General features: G+C 68.7%; 23 protein-coding genes. 12 read left to right on the top strand and 11 right to left on the bottom strand.

Annotated elements, in window-relative coordinates:
• Window positions 1-97 precede the first annotated feature (97 nt).
• Genes BKN51_RS40460 through sfnG form a run of 4 tightly spaced genes read left to right on the top strand, consistent with a single transcriptional unit; the run spans window position 98 to window position 5,061 of the window.
• Window positions 98-664, top strand: a complete 567-nt coding sequence (locus BKN51_RS40460; RefSeq protein ID WP_101612577.1) for a sigma-70 family RNA polymerase sigma factor — start codon at window positions 98-100, stop codon at window positions 662-664.
• 2 nt (window positions 665-666) lie between these two features.
• On the top strand, window positions 667-1,041 hold the full coding sequence (locus BKN51_RS40455; RefSeq protein WP_233223119.1) for a zf-HC2 domain-containing protein: 375 nt from the start codon (window positions 667-669) through the stop codon (window positions 1,039-1,041).
• Window positions 1,042-1,072: 31 nt separating this feature from the next.
• Window positions 1,073-3,901: an AAA family ATPase gene (locus BKN51_RS40450; protein ID WP_101612575.1), complete on the top strand. Its 2,829-nt coding sequence runs from the start codon at window positions 1,073-1,075 to the stop codon at window positions 3,899-3,901.
• 32 nt (window positions 3,902-3,933) lie between these two features.
• Window positions 3,934-5,061 carry a dimethylsulfone monooxygenase SfnG gene (sfnG, locus tag BKN51_RS40445; protein ID WP_101613758.1) on the top strand — a complete coding sequence of 376 codons (1,128 nt, stop codon included), beginning with the start codon at window positions 3,934-3,936 and terminating at the stop codon, window positions 5,059-5,061.
• Window positions 5,062-5,279: 218 nt separating this feature from the next.
• Here the strand turns inward: sfnG and BKN51_RS40440 are convergent, their stop codons facing one another.
• The 4 genes from BKN51_RS40440 to BKN51_RS40425 form a co-directional block, all read right to left on the bottom strand.
• Entirely contained in the window at window positions 5,280-7,016 is a 1,737-nt protein-coding gene (locus BKN51_RS40440; RefSeq protein WP_101612574.1) for a hypothetical protein, read from the bottom strand.
• A gap of 114 nt (window positions 7,017-7,130) precedes the next feature.
• A complete protein-coding gene (locus BKN51_RS40435; RefSeq protein ID WP_174720515.1) occupies window positions 7,131-8,243 on the bottom strand; it encodes a bifunctional RNase H/acid phosphatase in 1,113 nt (370 codons plus the stop codon).
• Complete coding sequence (locus BKN51_RS40430; protein WP_101612573.1) at window positions 8,240-8,977, bottom strand: zinc ribbon domain-containing protein; 738 nt, start codon at window positions 8,975-8,977, stop codon at window positions 8,240-8,242. The genes BKN51_RS40435 and BKN51_RS40430 overlap by 4 nt, the downstream gene beginning before the upstream one ends.
• 17 nt (window positions 8,978-8,994) lie before the next feature.
• On the bottom strand, window positions 8,995-9,816 hold the full coding sequence (locus BKN51_RS40425; protein WP_101612572.1) for a Nif3-like dinuclear metal center hexameric protein: 822 nt from the start codon (window positions 9,814-9,816) through the stop codon (window positions 8,995-8,997).
• 31 nt (window positions 9,817-9,847) lie between these two features.
• On the opposite strand from BKN51_RS40425, the gene BKN51_RS40420 reads away from it, so the two are divergent.
• Window positions 9,848-10,405: a chorismate mutase gene (locus BKN51_RS40420; protein WP_101612571.1), complete on the top strand. Its 558-nt coding sequence runs from the start codon at window positions 9,848-9,850 to the stop codon at window positions 10,403-10,405.
• 142 nt (window positions 10,406-10,547) lie between these two features.
• On the opposite strand, the gene BKN51_RS40415 is transcribed toward BKN51_RS40420, so the two are convergent.
• Window positions 10,548-10,868 carry a hypothetical protein gene (locus BKN51_RS40415; protein WP_101612570.1) on the bottom strand — a complete coding sequence of 107 codons (321 nt, stop codon included), beginning with the start codon at window positions 10,866-10,868 and terminating at the stop codon, window positions 10,548-10,550.
• Between the two features lie 130 nt (window positions 10,869-10,998).
• Here BKN51_RS40415 and BKN51_RS40410 point away from each other — a divergent pair, with 130 nt between their 5' ends.
• Genes BKN51_RS40410 through BKN51_RS40400 form a run of 3 tightly spaced genes read left to right on the top strand, consistent with a single transcriptional unit; the run spans window position 10,999 to window position 12,993 of the window.
• Window positions 10,999-11,460 carry a low molecular weight protein-tyrosine-phosphatase gene (locus BKN51_RS40410; protein WP_101612569.1) on the top strand — a complete coding sequence of 154 codons (462 nt, stop codon included), beginning with the start codon at window positions 10,999-11,001 and terminating at the stop codon, window positions 11,458-11,460.
• Window positions 11,461-11,483: 23 nt separating this feature from the next.
• Window positions 11,484-12,305, top strand: a complete 822-nt coding sequence (locus BKN51_RS40405) for an SURF1 family cytochrome oxidase biogenesis protein (RefSeq protein ID WP_101612568.1) — start codon at window positions 11,484-11,486, stop codon at window positions 12,303-12,305.
• A gap of 55 nt (window positions 12,306-12,360) precedes the next feature.
• A complete protein-coding gene (locus tag BKN51_RS40400; RefSeq protein ID WP_101612567.1) occupies window positions 12,361-12,993 on the top strand; it encodes an FMN-binding negative transcriptional regulator in 633 nt (210 codons plus the stop codon).
• 228 nt (window positions 12,994-13,221) lie between these two features.
• Here the strand turns inward: BKN51_RS40400 and BKN51_RS40395 are convergent, their stop codons facing one another.
• On the bottom strand, window positions 13,222-14,175 hold the full coding sequence (locus BKN51_RS40395; RefSeq protein ID WP_174720514.1) for a cobalamin biosynthesis protein CobD/CbiB: 954 nt from the start codon (window positions 14,173-14,175) through the stop codon (window positions 13,222-13,224).
• 37 nt (window positions 14,176-14,212) lie between these two features.
• A complete protein-coding gene (locus BKN51_RS40390; protein WP_101612566.1) occupies window positions 14,213-14,884 on the bottom strand; it encodes a FadR/GntR family transcriptional regulator in 672 nt (223 codons plus the stop codon).
• A gap of 127 nt (window positions 14,885-15,011) precedes the next feature.
• Between BKN51_RS40390 and BKN51_RS40385 the strand changes: the two genes are divergently transcribed.
• Genes BKN51_RS40385 through BKN51_RS40370 form a run of 4 tightly spaced genes read left to right on the top strand, consistent with a single transcriptional unit; the run spans window position 15,012 to window position 17,760 of the window.
• Window positions 15,012-15,503, top strand: coding sequence for a gluconokinase (locus tag BKN51_RS40385; protein WP_101612565.1), 492 nt, complete (start codon window positions 15,012-15,014; stop codon window positions 15,501-15,503).
• Entirely contained in the window at window positions 15,503-16,870 is a 1,368-nt protein-coding gene (locus BKN51_RS40380; protein WP_101612564.1) for a GntT/GntP/DsdX family permease, read from the top strand. The genes BKN51_RS40385 and BKN51_RS40380 overlap by 1 nt, the downstream gene beginning before the upstream one ends.
• Before the next feature lie 48 nt (window positions 16,871-16,918).
• The gene (locus BKN51_RS40375) at window positions 16,919-17,254 is read left to right on the top strand and encodes an ArsR/SmtB family transcription factor (RefSeq protein ID WP_101613754.1); all 336 of its coding nucleotides are present in this window, start codon (window positions 16,919-16,921) and stop codon (window positions 17,252-17,254) included.
• Entirely contained in the window at window positions 17,251-17,760 is a 510-nt protein-coding gene (locus BKN51_RS40370) for an SRPBCC family protein (RefSeq protein ID WP_101612563.1), read from the top strand. The genes BKN51_RS40375 and BKN51_RS40370 overlap by 4 nt, the downstream gene beginning before the upstream one ends.
• 84 nt (window positions 17,761-17,844) lie before the next feature.
• On the opposite strand, the gene BKN51_RS40365 is transcribed toward BKN51_RS40370, so the two are convergent.
• From BKN51_RS40365 to BKN51_RS40350, 4 genes are read right to left on the bottom strand one after another with little or no spacing between them, the layout of a single operon-like run.
• Window positions 17,845-18,849: an N-acetylglucosamine kinase gene (locus tag BKN51_RS40365; protein WP_168214505.1), complete on the bottom strand. Its 1,005-nt coding sequence runs from the start codon at window positions 18,847-18,849 to the stop codon at window positions 17,845-17,847.
• Window positions 18,834-20,099 carry a 6-phospho-beta-glucosidase gene (locus BKN51_RS40360; RefSeq protein ID WP_101612562.1) on the bottom strand — a complete coding sequence of 422 codons (1,266 nt, stop codon included), beginning with the start codon at window positions 20,097-20,099 and terminating at the stop codon, window positions 18,834-18,836. The genes BKN51_RS40365 and BKN51_RS40360 overlap by 16 nt, the downstream gene beginning before the upstream one ends.
• Complete coding sequence (locus BKN51_RS40355) at window positions 20,096-20,989, bottom strand: carbohydrate ABC transporter permease (RefSeq protein ID WP_101612561.1); 894 nt, start codon at window positions 20,987-20,989, stop codon at window positions 20,096-20,098. Before BKN51_RS40355 ends, BKN51_RS40360 begins: the two co-directional genes overlap by 4 nt.
• The gene (locus BKN51_RS40350) at window positions 20,986-21,975 is read right to left on the bottom strand and encodes a carbohydrate ABC transporter permease (RefSeq protein WP_168214504.1); all 990 of its coding nucleotides are present in this window, start codon (window positions 21,973-21,975) and stop codon (window positions 20,986-20,988) included. The genes BKN51_RS40355 and BKN51_RS40350 overlap by 4 nt, the downstream gene beginning before the upstream one ends.
• Between the last annotated feature and the right edge of the window lie 4 nt (window positions 21,976-21,979).

Genomic DNA, 21,979 nt, shown 5'->3' with positions numbered 1-21,979 from the left:
GTAAATAGAGCACTACTGCACATGGCCCACGGCGATAGTCTGCGCTACGGTGTACGAACCTGTGAAATCCTCCACCGCTGGGGAGGTTGCGAACCTTATGGAAGCAGTGGGCAGAGGATGTCAGTTCGGCCGCGATCGCCGGGTCGCCGACCTGTCCGACGATCCGTCCGACGAGCTGATTTCGGTGCTGTACAAGGATTTTCGGGAGACACTGTTCAATCAGGTCCTGTACCTGACCGGCCATGATCAACAATGGACCGAGGACGTCGTCCAAGAGACACTGATTCGCGCCTGGCAGCATTCGGGAACCTTGAACCGGGAGCCGGGAATGCTGCGCGGCTGGCTGCTCACGGTCGCGAAGCGGATCGTGATCGACGGCTGGCGAAACCGGCGTGCCCGTCCACAGGAGGTGGAGCTGGACAGTTCTGAAAACGCCGAAATAGCGGACCGGACGGATCAGTCGCTGTCCGCGCTCGTCATTTCCGAAGCGCTACGATATCTGGACGTCAAATACCAGGCTGTCATCTATGAGACGTATCTGACCGGACATACGGTCCGGGAGGCGGCGGTGATATTGGGAATCCCGGAGGGAACGGTCAAATCACGGCTGTACGCGGCTATGAGGACATTGCGACGGTCGTTAGGAGAGCTGGGTTCGCGATGAGGATGCGAAAGGTGAAACACACCGATGTCGCGGCCTATGTGCTCGGTGTGCTCGATCAAGCCGAGGCATACGCCTTCGAAGAACACTTGAAGGGCTGCGGGCGCTGCGGGCGCCAGGTCGCGGAATTCACGTCGGTGGAAGACGCGCTGGCGAGGGCCGATCTGCGCTACCTGTCCCCCGGCGCCACGCGGCGCTGCGGGGGGTTGTCGACGATCAAGGCCAACCTCGTCGTGGTCTTCCTGGCGTGCGTCGTCGCGGCGCTGGTGTCGTCACGGTCTTCCCGCCGGTTCCGGCGGATGTCGTCCGATGCGGACATCTCGACCCCTGCTCCCCTCGACGACCAGCGATTACTCCCGATTCCGCTTACGTTCGAGTAGTCTGCCGCAAGCCGACACGAAGGTCTCTACGGTGCATACCGAAGTAAATCCCGAGAGTCCCTTCGGCGGGCCTTCGGTACCGAAGCGCCGCGCCGCCGGGCTGCTGGGTCGCGAAAGCGAACTCGACACGATCACCGGGCTGTTCCGGGCCGCCCTCACCGGGCGCGCCACGAGCGCGGTGGTGGTCGGCGAGTTCGGCATGGGGAAGTCGTCGGTGCTCACCCGGAGCGGAGAACTGGCGAAGGCGGCCGGGTTCACCGTCGCGCTCGCCACCGCCTCCCGGCTGGAGACGCATCTGAGCGGCGGCGTCGGCCGTCAGCTGATCGAAGGGCTCACCCACGCCCCCGCCGAACCGGGGTCACCGAGGCCGCGGGCACCCCACGCCACCGAATCCCTGCCGGACCGCCGTCCCCGGAACGAACAGGAACAGACCGAAGCGCTCGACGCCTTCTTCCACACCGTCCGCCACGCCGCCGAACAGGGGCCGGTCTTCCTCGGCATCGACAACATCCATCTCGCCGACCCGTGGTCGATGCGCTGTCTCGCCTACATCCGGCACCGGGTGGAGAACCTGCCGGTGTTGGTCGTGCTGACCTCGCTGATCGGGCATCTGCAGACCGGCGAGGTCGCCCTGCTGGAGATGTCCGGCTGCACCCCGGCGACGATCCGGCTGCGCGGGCTGGGAACGCGGCACGTCGCGGAGTTCCTCAGTGTCTCCCTCGGACGGTTCGCCGAAGAATGCCGTGAGGTCACCGGCGGCAACCCGTACCTGCTCGCCGCGCTGCGCCGACGACTCGTCCCCGGAATGGACCTGGACACCGCGGGGTCGGCGATGATCGGCGAGGTGCTGCGGGTCCGCATGCACGAGTACACCGCGGCGCCGAAGATGCTCGAAGCCGTCGCGATCCTGGGCGAGGACGCGAGTTTCGACCTGCTGGCGCAGCTCGCCGGGGTCGACGAGATCACCGCGCTGGAGGCCATCGACACGATGGTGCGCGTGCACCTGCTGACCAACAGCCATCAGCCGTCGCTGACCTACCGGTTCGTCCGCAATTCGGTGCTCGCCGACATGCCGCTCACCACCAGGGCGGTCACCCAGTCGCGAGCGGCACGGCTCCTGCACGAGGCGGGCGCCGCGCCGGAGCGGGTCGGCGCGCACCTGCTGGAGGCGACCGCGATCAGGATCCCCTGGGCGGTGAACGTGCTGCGGCTGGCCGCCCGGCATTCGGTGGTCCGGGGCGATCCGGAACTCTCCGTCCGTTTTCTGGTGCGGGCACTGGAAGAACGGCTCAGCGAACGCAAGCGGATGGCGATCCTGCTCCAGCTCGCGCACGCGGAGTTCCACTGCGACCCGGATTCGGCGCCCGCCAGGGTGCGCGAGGCCGTCGACCACATCGACGACCGCGAAACCGCGGCCTTCGTCGCGACGGCCATGATCCTTTCGCTGTGCTGCGGCCCGGACGCGCGCTTGGCGATCAATTCCGCCGGCCAGTTCGCCGCCAGGCTCGACGCGGGCGGGCCCGACGCCGTCTGGCCGCTGCTGTGCATGACGTACCTCGCCGAAGCGGGCAGCAGACTCGGCCCGCCACCGGACTTCCGCGATTTCGAGCAGCAGTGGGCGCCGCTGAACGACCCCGCCGCGCAACAGAGCCGCTCGGGTCTGCTCGCGCTCGACACCGTCCGGAATGGAAGCTCTTCGGCGAACGCCGTCCGCCATTTCGGCGAGGCGTTGTCGGGCGAGCAGCCGGAACTGTTCGAGCAGCCGTACTTCTTCACGCTCGCGACGGCCGTGCTCGCCGACGAGTCCGCGCTCACCGACAAGCTCTGCCAGGTGCTCGACACCAAACGCCTGCCGTGGGATTTCCACGTGCCGAAGGGCGCGCTCGCCACTCTCGCCCGCGGGATCGCCTTGCAGGGTGGCGGCGACCTGGTTCGGGCGAGTGTCCACTACGAATCCCTGGTGCGGCAGTTCGACGAACGCGGCGCCACCAGCCAGTGCCCGATCGCGGTGCTGTGCGTGGCGAGGCTGATCGAGACCTCGGTCGACCTCGGCCGGTTCGACGTCGCGAACGCACTGCTGGACAAGATCGATTTCGGGGCCACCCAAGCACTTTTCACGCACAACTACCTGCTTTACGCCCGCGGCAGGCTCCGGGCGGCCACCGGTGAGCCGGAACTCGGCTACGAAGACCTGCGCGGCTGCGGGCGCCGTCTCGAACACCACGGCATGCGCTTCCCCGGATTCGCCCCCTGGCGGGCGCACGCCGCTCGCACCGCGCTGGCGCTCGGGCGCACCGACGCGGCGGCCCGGCTCGCCGAAGAGGATCTCGACGCCGCGGAACGCTGGGGAGCGCCGAGAATCCTCGGCAGCGCGCTGACCACGGCGGGCCTGGCCCGCGACGACAACGAGGAGGCCGAACGCCTGCTCACCAAGGCCGTCGACGTCCTCGGCGGGTCGACGGCGAAGCTGGCGCTGGCCGAGGCGCTGACCGAACTCGGCGCGCTGCAGGCCCGGCACGGCCAGGGCGAGAAGGCGATCGCCACGTTGCGGGAGGCCGCGCGGTCGAGCAGGCACTGCGGCGCGCGGCCGCTCGCGAGGCGGGCCGCCGAGGCGCTGCGGGACGCGCGAGCGAGCATGGCGACGGCGAAGGACAACGAGCACGGCCTCACCAAACAGGAGTACCGCGTCGCGGTGATGGCGTCACAAGGTCTCACCAACCGGGAGATCGCCGAGGCACTGCACCTGACCCGTCGCACCGTCGAACTGCATTTGTCCGGGGCCTACCGCAAACTCGGCATCACCGGGCGGACCGAATTGAGCACCGCGCTCGGCCGTTCCCAGCGCGTGGACGGTGATTGACGGTTTCCGGGGGCGGCGGTTCACTCCGCGACATGCCGGGAATCGAATCCGAACCACTCAAATTCGCCTATTGGGTCCCCAATGTGAGCGGCGGGCTGGTCACCAGTGACATCGAGCAGCGCACCGACTGGGGATACGAGTACAACCGGGATCTCGCCGTCCTCGCGGAGAACAGCGGGTTCGAATACGCGCTGAGCCAGGTCCGCTACACGGCCAGCTACGGTGCCGCCTACCAGCACGAATCGACCGGTTTCAGCCTCGCGCTGCTGCTCGCGACGCAACGGCTGAAGGTGATCGCGGCGATCCACCCCGGACTGTGGCATCCCGGGGTGCTCGCGAAGTTCATCGCCAGCGCGGACGTGATCTCCGGCGGACGCGCGGCGGTCAACGTGGTCAGCGGCTGGTTCAAGGACGAATTCACCAATCTGGGTGAAGCATGGCTCGAACACGACGAACGGTACCGGCGATCCGAAGAGTTCATTCGCGTACTGAAGGAACTCTGGACGAACGACCACGCCGAATTCAACGGCGATTTCTACCGGATTCACGATTTCGACATCAAGCCCAAGCCGGTGGGACGGCCGCATCCGGAGATCTTCCAGGGCGGCAACTCCACCGCGGCGCGGAAGCTCGCGGGCCGGGTCTCCGACTGGTACTTCAGCAACGGCAAGGACTTCGACGGCTTCAGCGAGCAGGTCTCGGAGGTTCGTGGTTACGCGGCCGAGAACGACCACGCCGTCCGCTTCGGGCTCAACGGCTTCCTGATCGCGCGGGAGACCGAGAGCGAGGCGAAGGCCGTGCTGCGGGAGATCGTCGAGAAGGCGAACACCGACGCCGTCGAGGGATTCCGCAACGCCGTCAAGCAGGCGGGCGGCTCCACATCGGACAAGAAGGGGATGTGGGCCGACTCGGAGTTCAAGGATCTGGTGCAGTACAACGACGGCTTCCGCACCGGGCTGATCGGCACGCCGGAGCAGATCGCGGACCGGGCCATCGAGTACAAGAAGCGCGGGGCGAACCTGCTGTTGCTCGGCTTCCTGCACTACCTGGAGGACGTCGAGCACTTCGGGAAGCACGTGCTGCCGGTGATCCGGGCCAAGGAGGCGGACCTCGAGCGAGGCGCCGCCACCCCCGAACCCCTGGTCACCTCCGCCCCCTGACGCGTTTAGTCCTCTAGTTGCGGTCCTTGCACGCGCAAGGACCGCAACTAGAGGACGAAACGCGGGCGGTGAGGGGACGGGTCAGGGCGACGCGGGTCTCCAGGCTGTGATCGTGCGGAGGGTCGTGAAGGCCTCCTTACCTACCTTGAGCGTAGGGAAGGAGGCCTTCACGGACAGCCGCCAACGCAACTAGAGGACGAAACGCGGGCGGTGAGGGGTCAGGGCAGGTAGACGGTCTGGCCCGGGTGCATGGTGGGGCCGCAGTCCTTGAGCGGGCCGCCGAAGCGCGCCTTCTCGACGTCCGGCAGGGTCTTCGCGGCGTAGTCCTGGGCGGCCTTCAGCTTCTCGGGGCTGGAGACGGCGTCCTTGCGCACGAAGTCACCATTGCGCAGCCCGCCGCCCGGGTACACGAAGATCGGCTCGTAGTCGCGGTCGATCCGCGAGTCGACGGTGATGCCGTTGCCCGCGGCCCACGGGCCCCACGAGTGGATGAAGGTCGGCTTGACCTTGTCGAACACGTAGTCGCGCAGCCCCGGCATGTCGCCGTTCTTGACGAAGTCCGCGACGTCCGCCTCGACCAGCCCGGCCATATCGACCAGGTGCAGGCGGCTGGTCATCGACGAGCCTCCGAGGTCGGGCAGCAGCAGCGACGCCTGCTGGAGGCCGAGGATGTCGGCGATGGTGTTGAAACCGCGGCCGAACCGGTCGGCGATGAGGCACGCGGGCACCGTCGGGACCTCTTGGAACTTCTCCGACGACGACGCGAAGCCCATCCCGGACGGGATCGCGGCCGCGACCAGCACGAGCACCACGACGGTCCGCAGAACCGCCCGCGAACGGCGCAGCAGTTCGCCCGCGGCCAGCGTTCCCGCCAGCGCGGCGAGGATCCAGATCGGGGTTGCGAAGCGGTGCTGGCCCATCCAGTCCGGGACCATCACGCCGTAGGCGATGATGCCCAGCACCAGCGGCGTCATGAGCGCGACCAGCGCGCGCCGCCATTCCGCGCGGACCAGCGCGTAACCGATGGTCAGCGCGAGCAGGATCGTCCCGGCGACACCGGCGTAGCCGACCAGCTCGAAAGGCTGCTTGAACGCCGAAAGCCCGGGGAGGCCCTGTCCCTTCGCGATGGACGGGTTCGCCAGCAGCCTGCCGAATTCCGCGATCCGCCAGGCGAGGTACGCGCCGAACGGGATCGCGAACGCGACCACGGAGACCACGATGAACTTGACGCTCTGCCCCAGCAGCGGCTTCCGCAGCTGGAACAGGACGACGAGCGGGTACGCGCCGCCGTAGATCAGGCCTTCGGGGCGGGTCAGCGCGGCGAACGCGACCAGCACCCCGGACCAGATGGCGACCTTCGCGGTGAGCACGGTGTCCTTGCGGACGGCCACGAACAGCAGCACGGCCAGCCAGGCGACGGCCATCCCGAACAGGGAGTTCTCCAGACCGGAGATCGTCCAGATGACGAACGACGGGATCGCGGCCAGCGTCAGCCCGACGACCAGGGTCGCCAGCCAGGCGAAGCGCTTGAAGATCTGCTTCGCCGCGATGTGGCAGGCCGCCAGCGTCCCGGCGGTGAACAGGAGCCCCAGCAACTTCGGGAACAGGACGTAGTCGGGGAGGCCGAACAGCGTGCCGCTGTCGAAGATGCCGACGAGCTTGCCGAACGCCAGCAGCACCAGCCAGGTCGAGTTCGACCAGCCCTCGACCGACGGCTGCCCCGGCTGCAGCACCGGGCCGATCCCGTCGGCGAAGCTGCGCGCATAGGAGAAGGTGATGGCCGCGTCGTCGACGATCCAGTGGCCGTAGAGGGTCGCGTGCCAGGCCAGCGCGGCGACACCGGCGAGCACCGCCAGGTAGGGCGCGATCCGGGCGGCCGGGCCACGACGGGCCGGCGTCTCCGCCGGGTCGGGCACATCTTTTTCGGAAGCTTCGCTGAGTGCGCTCGCCGTCATGTCCCCGTCTTTGCCTTCTCGCTCACGTGCCCCGTCGCCGAAACTGTAGCCAATACCCCATCGGTCGCCCGCGACACGTCATATCCAGGCGTGATCCGCGCCACATTCATCGGGTCAGGACAGATGCGAGATGTCGTTCACCAACCGGACCGAGGCGTTGCCGTCCGGATAGAACTCGACGATCGACAGCGAGGCCAGGTCCAGGTGCAGGCGGAACAGCAGCGACGGCCCGGCGTCCAGGCCCATCCGCAGCAGCGACTTGATCGGCGTGACATGGCTGACCAGCACGAGCGTCCGCCCGCCGTACTGCGCGATCAGTTCGTCGCGGGCCTTGCGGACACGGCGATGGACGCCGTCGAAGCTCTCGCCGCCCGGCGCCGCGATGGAGGTGTCCGAAAGCCAGTCGGTCTGGAATTCCGGGTCGCGGTCCATGGCCTCTTTGAAGGTGAGGCCCTCCCAGTCGCCGAAGTCGGTCTCGATCAGCCCGGGGTGGGTCTCGACCCGGCCGCCGAGCGCGTCCGCGATCGCCTGCGCGGTCTGCTGGGTGCGGATCAGCGGTGAGGCGATGATCGGCGCGACCTCGCCGTCGACGACCAGACCCTCCATCGAGCCGAGGCGTTTCGCGGCGGCGGCCGCCTGCTGCTTGCCGTGGTCGGTGAGCGGCACGTCGCCGCGGCCGGAATAGCGCTTGTCGACCGACATCGCCGTCTGGCCGTGCCGCACGAGGAGCAGTTTGGTCGGCGTGCCGGTGGCGCCAGTCCAGCCGACCGGGCTGATCCTGTCCTGCTTCACGGTCTTCGGCGCTTCTGACTTCTTCTCGGTCCCGGCGTCCATCGCCTCGTTCGCGAGCCCGTCCGCGTGGGAGTTCTCCGCGCGCGGGATCCACTCGTAACGCACGCGGGAAAAGCGCGCCGCCAGCGCCTTGGCTTCGGCGTTCAGCGGCTGCATCGACGGGTGCTTGACCTTCCAGCGCCCGGACATCTGTTCCACCACGAGCTTCGAGTCCATCCGGACGTCCACTGTGGACGCTCCGAGCTCGGCGGCCGCGGCGAGACCGGCGATCAGGCCGGAGTACTCGGCGACGTTGTTGGTCGCGATGCCGACGTAGGCCTTGCGTTCGGCGAGCACCTCACCGGTGACCGCGTCCTTGACGACCGCGCCGTAGCCGGCGGGCCCGGGGTTGCCCCGCGACCCGCCGTCGGCCTCGATCAGCACGTGGTCGGTCACAGGCCGGACTCCAGCGTGCGCACCAGGATGGCGCCGCAGTTCTCGCACTGGATGACGTTGTCCTCGGGAGCGGCCTTGATCTCGGCGATCTCGCGGCGGTCGATGTCGAGCTGGCAGGCGCCGCAACGGCGGGCCCGCAGCAGCGACGCGCCGATGCCCTTGTGCGCCCGGACGCGCTCGTAGAGCTTCAGGAGGTCTTCCGGGAAACGCGGCAGGAGCTTGGCGCGATCTTCGTCGCGGCGCGCCTTCGTGGTGTCGAAGTCGGTGAAGTTCTCGTCGCGGCGGCGAACGGCCTCGGCGACCTCGTTCTCGGCCTTCGCGACCTCGGCGCTGGTGCGCTGGGCGTCGAGGTCGAGCGCCTCGCGGCGTTCCATCAATTCGAGCAGGTCGTCCTCGAGCGCGGACTGACGCCGGTTGAGGCTGTTCAGCTCGTGCTCGATGTCGGTCATCTGCTTCGCCGCGACGGAACCGGATTCGAGGAGCTTGCGGTCGCGGTCGCCACGGGCGCGCACCGACTCGATCTCCTTCTCCTGGCGGGCGATCTCACGGTCGAGGTCGGACGCCGCGGTCTGGACCGAGACCAGTGCGTCACGTCGATCGCGGACCGTCTTCTCGCCCGCGTCGATCTCGGCGATCTCCGGCAGGGTGCGGCGGCGGTGGGCGGTACGCGAAAGTTCGGCGTCCACCTTCGCGAGTTCGAGCAGCTGGCGCTGGACGGCGGGGTCGGCCTTCACGGTGCTCCTTGTGATTCTTAGTGCTCGGTTCGGGTGGCCCGTAGCGTCCACGGGTCGGTGCACCGCGTGGAGACGTGAACGTCGACGTTACCCGCAAACGCGGCGCGGACGACGGCCGAGGCTTGCTCGCACCACGGCCATTCGCTCGCCCAGTGTGTGACGCCGACCAGGGCGGGGACTTCGGCGATCTCGGCGAGGTGTTCGCCGGCGGGATGATGCCGGAGATCGGCGGTGACGTACGCGTCGACCCCGGCGGCGGTGGCCCGCTTGAGATAGCTGTCGCCGGAACCTCCGGAAACGGCGACGCGGCGGATCGGGCGGGTCGGATCGCCCGCGCCGTAGACGCCGGGTTCCGTGCGGGGCAAGGCATTCGCGACGCGTTCGACGAAGACGGAGAACGGTTCGGACGCGGGCAGTTCGCCAATGCGGCCGATGCCGGTGACGCCGTCATCGCGGGGGTCGAGCGGGCCGAGGACGGTCAGGCCGATGGCGTCGGCGAGCGCGTCGGAGACGCCGGGCGACGCGGAATCGGCGTTGGTGTGCGCGCAGTAGAGGGCGACGCCCGCGCGGATCAGGCGATGCACGAGACGGCCCTTGGTGCTGTCGGCCGGGACGCCGTGGACGCCGCGCAGCAACAGCGGATGGTGCGCGACGATCAGCTGCGCGCCGTCGGCGATCGCCTCGTCGACGGTCTCGTCGACCGGGTCGACGCAGAACAGGACCTTGTCCACGTTCTCGGCCGGGTCGCCGCAGACGAGTCCGACGGCGTCCCACGATTCGGCGAGTTCGGGCGGGTACGCCTGTTCCAGGGCGGCGATGACTTCGGCTAGCGCGGGCACCCGGGGATTTTCGCATGTAGCGTTTCCGGGCATGCGACTTCGGGTGCTCTGCGCGCTGCTCGTGGCCGGACTGCTGACGGTGCCCGCGCCGGCATCGGCGTCCTCGGGTCTCTGGACGCTGACCGATCTGGCCGCTCAGCGCGTGCAGATCGCCGACAAGGTCGCGGCCGCGAAGTTCGGCACGCCGTCGCCGATCGACGACCCGGTGCGCGAACAGCAGATCCTCGACTCGGTGGCGGCGAAGGCGCCCGGTCTCGGTCTCGACGCGGACGGTGTGGTGCGGTTCTTCCGCGACCAGATCGAGGCGAACAAGGTCGTGCAGCGCGGCCTGTACGCGCGATGGACCGAGCACCCCGGCTCGCGGCCGCCCGGACGACCCGATCTCGCGACCGAGGTCCGGCCGGTGATCGACCGGCTCAACGCGGGCCTGCTCGCCGAACTCGCCGCGACCCGATCCGCGCGTGCGCGGCCGTCGTGCGACGCGCGGCTGGCGGTCACGGTGCGGCTGGTCGACGCGCGGCGAGACCTGGACCGGCTGCACGCGGGCGCGCTCGGGGAAGCCGTCCGGTCGGCCTGCGCTCAGCCCTGACCGCGGAGCGGGAGCAAGGGACCTTTGCTCTCACCTGGGTCGCTGACCTGCGGAAAGAGAGCAAGGGACCTTTGCTGTCGCCGGGGTCCGGAGGGCTCGGGGGCTCGCGGCGAAGCAAGGGACCTTTGCTGTCGCGCCCGGGTCAGTCCAGCGCCTTCGCGTCCTTGTTGATCGCCCAGCGGCCGGCCGCGCGCATGACGCGGCCCGTCCACAGCATCGCCCGGTAGGCCTTCGTCGAGTGATCGGGGACGTCGGCGTGGTCGACCTGGTACGGCGCGACGGACGCGCTCGACCGGAGGTGCAACGGCATCCTGGTCATCGCCTCTTTCGGCGATCTCGCCTGGACGAAGTGGTGCTCCGACAGGATCCGCCCGACCTCGTAGGGGTGCGGATGCGTGACGGTGATGCGATACCAGCGGAGCCCGGTTGCCGGGGACTCGACGATGGGTGTTGGTGCGCTCATACGCGACCTTCCTGCGTGTTTCTCTCCAGGAGGTCTACTCCCGCTTCGTCCCGGCTTGCCAGCTTCGCGCGCCCGGTAGCCGTTCGGAGCCGGTGAACGGTCGATCTCCGGCGGCCTTCACACTGATCGGGTGCTGCACATCGTCTTCGTCTGTTCCGGCAACATCTGCCGCTCGCCGATGGCCGAGCTCGTCTTCCGCGCGAAGGTCGAGGAGGCCGGTCTCGATCACCTCGTCCAGGTGTCCAGCGCGGGTACCGGCGGCTGGCACGTCGGCGAGGCCGCCGACAAGCGGGCCCGCGCGAAGCTGGCCGAACACGGTTACCCGACCGGCCACGTCGCGGCCGAGGTCGACCGCGGGCATCTGGCCGCCGACCTGCTGCTCGCGGCGGACGACAGTCATCTGTCCTTTCTCCGGCGCAAGGTGTCGGACCCGTCCAAGGTCCGGCTGCTGCGCGCCTTCGACCCCTCCGCGCCCGAAGGCGCCGAGGTGCCCGACCCTTACTACGGCGAGGACGACGGTTTCGAGGACGTCCTCGGCATGATCGAGCGGTCCGTTCCCGGCCTGCTCGACTGGGTGCGCGCACACGCCTGAGGCGGACCGCTTACCGTGGTGGGGTGCGGTTGAAGTTCCTGCTGAAGCCCGGGTGGCTGGCCTTGACGTTGGTGGTGTTCACCTTCGCCGTGTGCTGCTTCACCCTGCTGGCGCCGTGGCAGTTCTCCCGCGACAGCGAGCGCGAACACCAGAACGCGGCGCTGCGGGAGTCGTTCGCCGGTCAGCCGCGGTCGCTGGACCAGCTGCTTCCCGGCGGAGCGGCCCCTGACCAGCGCACCGAGTGGCACCTGGTCGCGTTGAAGGGCACGTACCTGCCCGAGGGCGAGGTCGTGGCCCGTCTGCGCTCCGTCCAGGGCGAAGCGGCCTACGAGGTGCTGACGCCGTTCCGGACCGTCGAAGGCACGGTCGTGCTGGTGGACCGCGGGTACGTCCGGCTCGACGACAAGTCGCGGGCCCTCCCCTTCGCCGCGCCTCCCGCGGGGACGGTCGACATCGTCACGCGGGCACGTCACGACGAGCGGGACGGGAAGAACCGCGACGCCTTCGCCGACGAGTCGACAGGCGGCCAGCTGCAGAGCTACGTCGTCGATTCCCAGGTCGTCGCGCGGGCCGCGAAGCTGGACATCCGGCCCGGCTACTTCCAGCTCGACGTCGAGCAGCCCGGCGTGCTGGGCGCGCTGCCGCTGCCGCAGACCGACGCGGGACCGTTCTTCTCCTACGCGCTCCAGTGGATCGCGTTCGGGGCCATGGCGCTGATGGGCTGGCTGTACTTCACCGTCCGCGAGCTGAAGCCGGGCGGCGCACTGACGACGGAGCGGCCGCAGCGGCGCAAGAGCGTCGCGGAGATGCTGGCCGAGGACGAACGTTCCGAAGTGGCTACCTGATCCGACGAGAAACTGGACCTTTTATGGGTCCATATCCGCGTGCTCATACTCGATCATGCTGATTCACCCGTGGGACGCCGCCCACGACGACGCCGAATGGCAGGCCTGGCTCTCCGTACACGACTTCGGCCAGCTGATCGCCGGTGGCGCGGGCCGTGACCTGCCGGTCGTCAACCCGGTGCACTTCGTCTACGACGGCGACCGGACGGTCCTGCTGCACCTCGCGCGCCCCAACCCGGTCTGGCCGCTGCTGGAGGAACATCCGCGGGCGCTGCTCTCGGTGACCGACGACCACACCTACATCCGATCCGCCTGGAACACTCCCGCCGACCCGCCGCGCGGCGTCCCGACGTCGTATTTCGCGTCGGTGCAGCTCGAATGCGACGTCCGGCTGGTCGACGACGCCGAGGAGAAGGCCGCGCTCCTGGACCGGCAGCTCGCGCACTTCGAGCCCGGTTCGGGCCGGTTGGGCGTGAGCGCCACCGAGGCGCCGGACAAACGGCTGCTGCCGGGGATCCGCGGCGTCGAGCTGACCGTGACCGGGGTGCGGGCGAAGTTCAAGTTCGGCGGGAACAAGCAGCCGGCCGACCGGTCGCGGATCGACGCGGAGCTCGAGCGGCGCGACGGCCCGATGGACGCTCGGGCGCGGGCGCAGCTGGCGCGGCGGGGAGCTCGCGCTCGTGAGTGATGCTTCGGGACCGCGGTGTCCGTAAAGGACTCCTTCGCACCTTCCCCAAGTACGTGAAGGCCCCCTGCTCCCCTGCGGTGACTGTGTGGATTTTGGGGCGTCAGATGTCCCAAAATCCACACAGTCACCGAGTGCCACACAGCCCACGCGATAGCAAAGGTCCCCTGCTCTCTTTCCGCAGGTCAGAGCCCCCGGCGAGAGCAAAGGTCCCTTGCTCCCGCAGCCAGGTCAGCGCCGTCGCCGCAGCCCGACCAGGACGGCCAGCACCACCGAGCTGATCGCGCCCAGCCAGCCGACCACCCGCGAAAGCTCCACGGCCCGCGTCACGTGACCGGCGTCCGGGTTCCGGCCGATGCCGAGCACCGGCAGTTCCTCGACCCCGTGCGGGTACACCGTCCGCCCGCCGACCCGGATCTCCAGCGCCCCGGCGAACGCGGCCTCGACGCGGCCCGCGTTCGGGCTCGGGTGCGCGGTCGTGTCCCGCCGCCACGCCCGCCACGCGCCGCCCGCCGAACCACCGACGACCGGTGCGGCGAGCACGGTCAGCCCGGCCGCGACCCGCGTCGGCACGAGATGGACGATTTCGTCCAGCCGCGCGACGAACCAGCGGTACCGCTCCGAGCGTCCCCGGCCGAGGCCGCGCAGCAGGCTGATCGCGCGCGAGCCGAGCAGGCCGGGCGCGCCCGCCAGGGCTCCCCACACCAGCGGCGCGATGACGACGTCCGCGGTGTTCTCGGCGAGCGTCTCCACCGAGGCGCGCGAAAGGCCGATGACGCCGAGGTCGTCGGCGACGCGGGGGTCCAGTGTGGACAGTGTGCCGCGCGCGGTCTCGAGGTCGCCTTCTTCGAGATCCCGCGCCAGCGAAGTACCGTGCGCGGCCAGACCGGCGGCGCCGAGCACGGCCCAGGTGGTCACCGCGGTCGTGGTCGCCTGAAGGACGGGACTGCGCCGTCCGGCGCGTTCGGCGAGGACGCCCGCCAGCACGGCGGAACCCGCGAGACCGCCGGTCCACAACAGACCGGCCGCTGGATGCTTCGACCGGACCTTCGCGTCCACCGCCGAAGCCGCCCTGGCGAACGCCGTCACCGGAGGCCGTGACCGGGGATCCCCGATCGCCCCGTCCGCGGCCACCCCCAACACCAAGCCGATCGCGCGCGCCGCGCTCACCGTCGCCCCCCGCATGCAGTTCCCTCGAAGACCTGCAGAGGTTACTCGAACATCATCCGTCCAGAAGGGCGGCCATCTCGTCACGCGCCTGGATGACGATGTCCCGCATCGCGCGTTCGGCCCGGTCAGGGTCACCGGCGTCGACCGCGGCCGCGACCTCGACGTGCAGCGCGACGGCCTCGGGCTGCGGTTCCTCGGGCATCAGCCCGTGCCCCGTGCGCCCGGCGAGCACTTCGGCGACGACGGCGGAAAGCTGCGCGAACATCGGATTCCGCGACGCGGTCAGCAGAAGATCATGGAAAGCGACGTCGTGCCCGAGAAAGGTCGCGAGATCACGCTGGTGCGCCGTCTCTTCCAGCCGCTTCGCCAAAGCCCGGAGACGGCCGCCTTCTTCGGGCGTCGCGCGCAGCGCCGCGAACCGGGCCGCACACGGTTCGACGCCGGAGCGCAACTCGGTCAGCGTGCGCAGCGCGGTCTTCCGCTCGGATCCGTCGAGTTGCCAGCGGAGCAGTCTCGGGTCGTAATGGTTCCAGTCACGCGGCTCGCGCACGGTCATCCCGACCCGGCGTTTGCTGCTGGTCAGGCACATCGTTTCGAGGACGCGCACCACCTCGCGCGCCACCGTGCGCGACGCGCCGAACCGCTCTTGGAGCTCCTCCGAGCGCAGCACGGAACCCGGTGGCAGTTGCCCGTTCGCGATCGCGGAGCCGAGTGCGTCGAGCATTTCGGCATGCCTGTCATTGCCCACCAGGCGACCTTAACGTTCTGATTCGATTAAGTAGTACTTGATGTTGCTTAAGTAGTACTTTTGAGCTGTACTCGTCCCGGCTACAACGACGTGGGAGGTACGGATGACCGTCATCGTGGTGATGGGTGTTTCCGGCTCGGGCAAGACGACGGTGGGCACCGAACTGGCCGCCCGGCTCGGCGTCGACTACGCCGAAGCGGACACGTTCCATCCTCAGGCGAACATCGACAAGATGAGCTCCGGCCACCCGCTGAACGACGAAGACCGGCAGCCGTGGCTCGAGGCCATCGCCGGCTGGATCCGGGACCACCAGGACTCGGGCGGTGTCGTCACCTCCTCCGCGCTCAAGTACCGCTACCGCGACGTCCTGCGCAGCGGCGGCGACGTCTGGTTCCTGCATCTGCACGGCGACCGCGCCCTGCTCGCCGACCGGATGAAGACGCGCTCCGGCCACTTCATGCCGGTGTCCCTTTTGGACTCCCAGCTCGCCGACCTCGAACCGTTGCAGCCGGACGAGTTCGGGTTCGTCGCCGACATCGCGAAGAAGCCGGAAGAGATCGTCGACACCACCCTCGCCGCCTTCAAGGACCGCTGATGACCACCACTCTCGCCGCCTCCTGGACCGGGCACGACACGCGCCTCATCGGCGCGACGGTGCTCGCCATCGCCGTGATCGTCGTCCTGATCACCAAGGCGAAGCAGCATCCGTTCCTGGCCCTCATCCTCGGTTCCGGCGTGCTCGGGCTCGTCGGGGGCATGCCGGTGGACAAGCTGATCAAGAGCTTCAGTTCCGGCGTCGGCTCCACCGTCGCGTCGGTCGGCGTGCTGATCGCGCTCGGCGCGATGCTCGGCAAACTGCTCGCCGACTCCGGCGGCGCGGACCAGATCGTCGACACCATCCTGCGCCGCGCGGGCAATCGCACGCTCCCGTGGGCGATGGCGCTGGTCGCCGCGCTGATCGGGCTGCCGATGTTCTTCGAGATCGGCCTGGTCATGCTGATCCCGGTGATCCTGCTGGTCGCCAAGCGCACCGGGAAACCGTTGCTGCTGCTGGGCATTCCGGCGCTCGCGGGGCTTTCGGTGCTGCACGGCCTCGTCCCGCCGCACCCAGGGCCGCTCGCCGCCGCGGGCGCGCTGAACGCGAACATCGGCCTCACCCTGGCCTTCGGCCTGCTCGTCGCGATCCCGACGGTGATCATCGCCGGACCGCTGTTCGGCAGGCTGGCCGCGAAGATGGTCCCGGACGCCGTCGCGCCGGAACGGCTCGTCCCGGAGTCGTCGAACGACGAAGGACGGCGCCCTGGCTTCCTCGCGACGCTGTCCACCGTGCTGCTGCCGGTCGTGCTGATGATGGGCAAGGCGCTCGCGGACATCCTGCTGGACAAGGAGAACCACGTCCGCCGCGTGCTCGACTTCATCGGCGACCCGCTGGTGGCGCTGCTCGCCGCGGTCCTGGTCGGCATGCTCACGCTGGGCAAATCCGCGGGCTTCACGCGCGACAAGCTGTCGTCCACGGTGGCCGATTCGCTCCCGCCGATCGCGGGCATCCTGCTCATCGTCGGCGCGGGCGGCGGGTTCAAGCAGACCCTGGTCGACGCCGGGGTCGGCAACGTCATCACCGGCCTGGCGACCGGCGCGAACCTGTCGCCGCTGCTGCTCGGCTGGCTGGTCGCGGTCGCGATCCGGCTCGCCACCGGCTCCGCGACGGTCGCGACCGTGTCCGCCGCCGGCATCGTGGCGCCGCTCGCGGCGACCATGGACCCGTCGCACAGCGCGCTGCTGGTGCTGGCGATCGGCGCCGGTTCACTGTTCTTCTCCCACGTCAACGACGCCGGGTTCTGGCTGGTCAAGGAGTACTTCGGGCTTTCGGTCGGGCAGACCTTGAAGAGCTGGTCGATCATGGAGACGCTCATCTCCGTGACCGCGATCGCGCTGATCCTGCCGCTGGGCGCCCTCCTGTAGCGAAGCCACCGGTTGACACGTGACCTTTTGGTCACCTATTCTTCCCTCGTGCCCGACGACGACCTGGTTTTCAAGGCCCTGGCGGATCCGACTCGCCGGTTCCTGCTCGACCAGCTGTTCGCGCGTGACGGCAGCACGCTGACCGAACTCGAGTCCGAAGTGGACATGAGCCGGTTCGGCGTGATGAAGCATTTGAAACTGCTGGAAGAAGCCGGACTTGTCGTCACGCGCAAGGAGGGCCGCGAGAAGCGGCATTTCCTCAACCCGGTCCCGATCCGGCAGATCCACGACCGGTGGATCGACAAGTTCACGGAGCGCACCGTGACCGCGTTGCTCGACCTCAAAGCCGAACTCGAAACCCCAGAATCCGAGGAGCCCACATGACCGACACCCAGGTTTACCGCGTCTACATCAAGGCGACCCCGGAGAAGATCTGGGACGCCATCACGAAGCCCGAGTGGTCGCAGAAGTACGGGTACACCGGCCTGGTCGACTACGACCTGCGGCCGGGTGGCAAGCACGCCACCCACCCCACGCAGGACTACGTCGACGCCGGGTTCGAGAACGACCTCGTCGACGGTGAGGTCCTGGAAGTCGACCCACCGCGCAAGCTGGTCATCACCTGGAAGCTGCGGATGGACCCGGCCTTCGACAAGGAGCCGCACACCAAGCTCACCTACGAGATCGAAGAGACGAAGACCGCGGGCACCCGGCTGACCGTCACCCACGACGTCACCGGCGCGCCGACGACGGCCGCGCTGATCAACGGCTCGCAGGAGGACGTCAACGCCGGACCGGGCGAGAACGCCGGTGGTGGCTGGGCCTGGATCCTGTCCGACCTCAAGTCGCTGCTGGAGACCGACGAGCCGCTGGTCCCGGCCGCCTCCTGAGCTGAAGGGGACTTTCCCCGCATCGGACGCCACGAAGGGGCCCTTCACTGCATCGCATGCGGTGAAAGGCCCCTTCAGCTCTCCCTAGACCCGCTTGGTCGCAGCCTTGAGAGCGACCTTGGCGGTGTCGGGAGCACCGATGGTGTCCAGGGCGAACAACGCCGCGCCGACCACGGGGGCGACGTCGACGACGCTGATCGAAGCGCCCGGGGCCACCTTCAGGCATCGCCGCTCGATCTCCGCGATCACCTGCGCGCCGACCCCGGTCAGCACTCCCCCGCCGAGGATGACCTCGGGCGTCTCCTCGGTCAGTTCCAGCCGCCGCAGGATGACCGCGACCAGCACGGCGACCTCCTCGACGAACCGCCCGACGACGTCCTGCGCCACCTCGTCACCGCCCGCCGCGACGGCGAACAGCAGCGGGCACAGGCCGTGGATCGCGTCGGAGTGCAGATCCTCGAAGTGCAGGCGCCGCACCACTTCCAGCACGGTCGACGCCTTGAAGTGCGCGGCGACGGCCGCCTGCAAAGCCGTCCCGGGACCCCGGCCGTCCTCGGCGCGGACGGCCCACCACAAGGCCTCCTCGCCGAGCCGGTAGCCGCCGCCCCAGTCGCCGGAGATCTTGCCCAGCGCCGGAAACCGGTGCTCACGGCCGTCGGCGCTGATGCCGGCGCCGTTGATCCCGGCCCCGCACACCACCGCTACGCCGCTCCCGTCGGAACTGCCCGCCCGCAGCAGCGCGAGCGTGTCGTTGCCGACGATCAGCGTGTCGCTCCACCCCCGCGCGGCCAGCGCCGCGTGCAGGACCTCTTCCTCCTCCGGGAAGTCCAGCCCCGCGAGATAGGCCGACGTATGCGTCGCGAACGGGCGTTCGTCGGGAAGCCCTGCCCCGCGAAGGGCCTCCAGGACCAGCTTCTCCAACGCGGTGACGCTGCCGTCGACCCCGATGTTCTGCGGCGACGCGCCCGGCCCCCGCGACTGCCCGAGCACCCGTCCGTCGCGCGAGACGATCAGGACGTCGGTCTTGCTGTTGCCGCCGTCGATCGCGACGACGACGTCCCGTGAGCCCGCCGTCATGCCCCGGCCCACGGCAGGAACTGGCGATTGACCTGCACCAGCGTGTCCGCGAGCTGGTCGGCCTTGGTGTACTGGCCGATCAGCGGATGCGCCAGCAGCGCGTCCGCCACCCGGTCACGGCCGCCCTTGATCGCCGCCTCCAGCGCGAGGTGCTCGTACGAGGTCACTCCGGCGATGAGCCCGGCGAACCGCTGCTCCACCGGCGGCTGCGGGATCGGGCGAGGGCCATTACCGTCCACAAGGGACGGAACCTCGATGACGGCGTCGTCCGGCAGGAAGTCGAAAGTGCCTTCGTTGCGGACGTTGACGACGTGCTCCTCCGCGGGCCCGCCGGAGGTGAGCGCGTGCACGAGCTGCACCGCCGCCTCGGAATAGTAGGCACCGCCCCGCTTTTCGAGCTGCTCCGGCTTGGTCACCACCGCCGGGTCGAGGTACACCTTGAGCAGTTCCTCCTCGACGTCGCTGACGACGTCCGCGCGCGGCCGCTCGGTGCGCTGCTTGGTGACCTGCTCGTCGTGCCCGTAGTAGTACTTCAGGTAGTACGACGGCACGACGTTCATCCGCCGCATCCACTCGACCGGCGCGGTGACGTGCTCACCGAGGAATTCCGCGTGCTCCGCCAGGAGTTCCGGCAGGCGGTCCTCGCCGTTGACGAGCACCTTCCGTTCCCAGCTCAGGTGATTGAGCCCGGTGTGCACGAGCTTGACGTCGTCGACACCCGCACCGAGCAGGTGCGCGAACGTGCGCTGGAGGTGGATCGCGACGTTGCACAGCCCGACGGCGCGGTGGCCCTCGTTCAGCAGCGCGCGGGTGACGATGCCGACCGGGTTGGTGAAGTTGACGATCCAGGTGTCGTCACCGGCGATTTTCCTTACCCTGTCGGCGATGTCGAGCACCACCGGTACCGTGCGCAGCGCCTTCGCGAGGCCACCCGCGCCCGTGGTCTCCTGCCCGACACAGCCACAGGCGTGCGGGAACGTCTCGTCCCCGCGCCGCGCTCGCTGGCCGCCGACCCGCAACTGGATCAGCACCGCCGACGCGCCCTCGACGCCTTCTTCGAGATTGGCGGTGGTGCGGACCCGCGCCGGATGCCCGGCGTGGCTCAGCAACCGGTTGCTGAAGTCCCCGACCGCTTCCACCCGGTACGCGTCCGGATCGATCAGCACGATCTCGTCGACGTCCAAAGTGGACCGCCGTCCGGCGATCCCGTCGATCAGCTCGGGTGTGTAAGTGGACCCACCACCGACGACTGCGAGTTTCATCCCTTGACCCCTGTGAATGTGACGCCCTTGACGAAGGACTTCTGCGCGAACACGAACAGCACGATCACCGGCAGCATGATCAGCGCGGTGGCCGCCATGGTGAGGTTCCATTCCACGTGGTGCATCCCGCGGAACGACGCGATCGCCAGCGAAAGCGGCCAGCTGTCGCGGGTCTCACCGGTGTAGAGCAGCGGACCGAAGTAGTCGTTCCAGGTGAACAGGAAGCAGAACATCGCGGTGGCCGCGATCCCCGGCTTCGCCATCGGGATCAGCACCTTGATCATCGTCTGGAACTCGTTGCAGCCGTCGATCTTCGCCGCTTCGAGATAGTCCTTCGGAATGGTGAGGAAGAACTGACGCAGCAGGAAGATCGAGAACGCGTCGAAGAAGAAGTACGGCACGATCAGCGGAACCAGCGTCCCGGTGAACCCGAGCCGCACCCACAGGTCGTACAGCGGCACGACGGTGACCTGCGGGGGCAGCATCATCGCGGCCACGGTGAGCATGAAGAACAGGTTCTGCCCGCGGAACTTCAGCTTGGAAAGCGCGTACGCCGCCGGGATCGCCGAAACGAGTGCCCCGAGGGTGGCCAGCGACGAATAGAGCATGCTGTTGCCGAAGTACTGCAACAGCGGCGCCTTTTCGAACACCTCGATGAAGTTCTCGAAGTGCCATTCCTTCGGCCAGAAGTTCGACGAAAGCGCCTGGTCGCTGGACATCACCGCGGTGAGGAAGACGAACAGGATGGGCAGCATGAAGATCACGCCCATCGCGATCCCCAGGCTGTGCGTCGCGATCCAATAGAGCTTCTTGTCCCATTGGCGCCGCACCCGCACCTTCGGCGGTTCGGACGCCGGGGCGGTGTGCCGGGGCTCGGCCAGTGTGGTCATCCGCCCTCCTCCTGGTGCTGGGACTTACGGAGCTGGCGCACGAGAATCCAGGTGAACCCGGCCGAGACGATGAACAGCAGGACCGCCATCGCCGCCGCGTAACCCATGTTGAAGTACCGGAAACCCTGGACGTACAGCCAGACCGGATAGGTCAGCGTCGAGTTCTGTGGTGCGCCGATGAATCTCGTGTTGCCCGCGACGTCCGCCGCTCCGGCGGCCGCCGAACCCGCGACGATCGCCTGGGTGAAGAACTGCAGCGCGAAGATCATCGAGTTGACGACGCCGAACAGCAGCACCGGCGAGATCGACGGGAGCGTGACGTGCCAGAACCGGCGGACCGGACCGGCGCCGTCGAGCTCGGCGGCCTCGTACTGCTCCTGCGGCACGTCGAGCAGCGCCGCCAGGATGATGATCATCAGCTCGCCCGAACCCCACATCACCAGCAGGGTCAGCGCGGGCTTCGACATCGCCGGGTCGTTGAACCACAGTCCGCCGTCGATACCGACCGCGCTCAGGAACGCGTTGACCGGGCCGTATTCCGGGTTGAACAGGAACACGAACGCCAGGGTCGCCGCGGCGGGCGGGGCCAGCGAGGGCAGGTAGCAGAGCGTCCGCACCAGGCCGACACCCGACTTGAGCCGGGAGATGATCGACGCCGTGCCGAGGGCGAACACCACGCGGCAGAACGTCAGGACGATCACCAGCCACAGCGTGTTGTACGCGGCGGTGCCGACCAGCGGCTCGCTGGTGAACATCCGGATGTAGTTGTCGAAACCGACGAACTCCGGCGCGTTGATCAGGTCGTAGCGGGTGAACGAGTAGTACACCGTGGCGATCAGCGGGTAGCCGAAGAAGATCAGGAACCCGAGCATCGCCGGTGCGATGAAGTAGAAGACCGTCCGACGGCGGCGCGCCGCGTTCCCCTTCCGCGTCCGGGTGGACGCGGAAGGGGAATCGACCGCCCTGGACTCCAGGGTCGATGTCATGCGA

Origin of the sequence: Amycolatopsis sp. BJA-103 (assembly GCF_002849735.1) — a bacterium.
GTDB lineage: Bacteria > Actinomycetota > Actinomycetes > Mycobacteriales > Pseudonocardiaceae > Amycolatopsis.
Note: the sequence above shows the minus strand (reverse complement) of the source record. Positions and strands in the feature narration are given on the sequence as shown.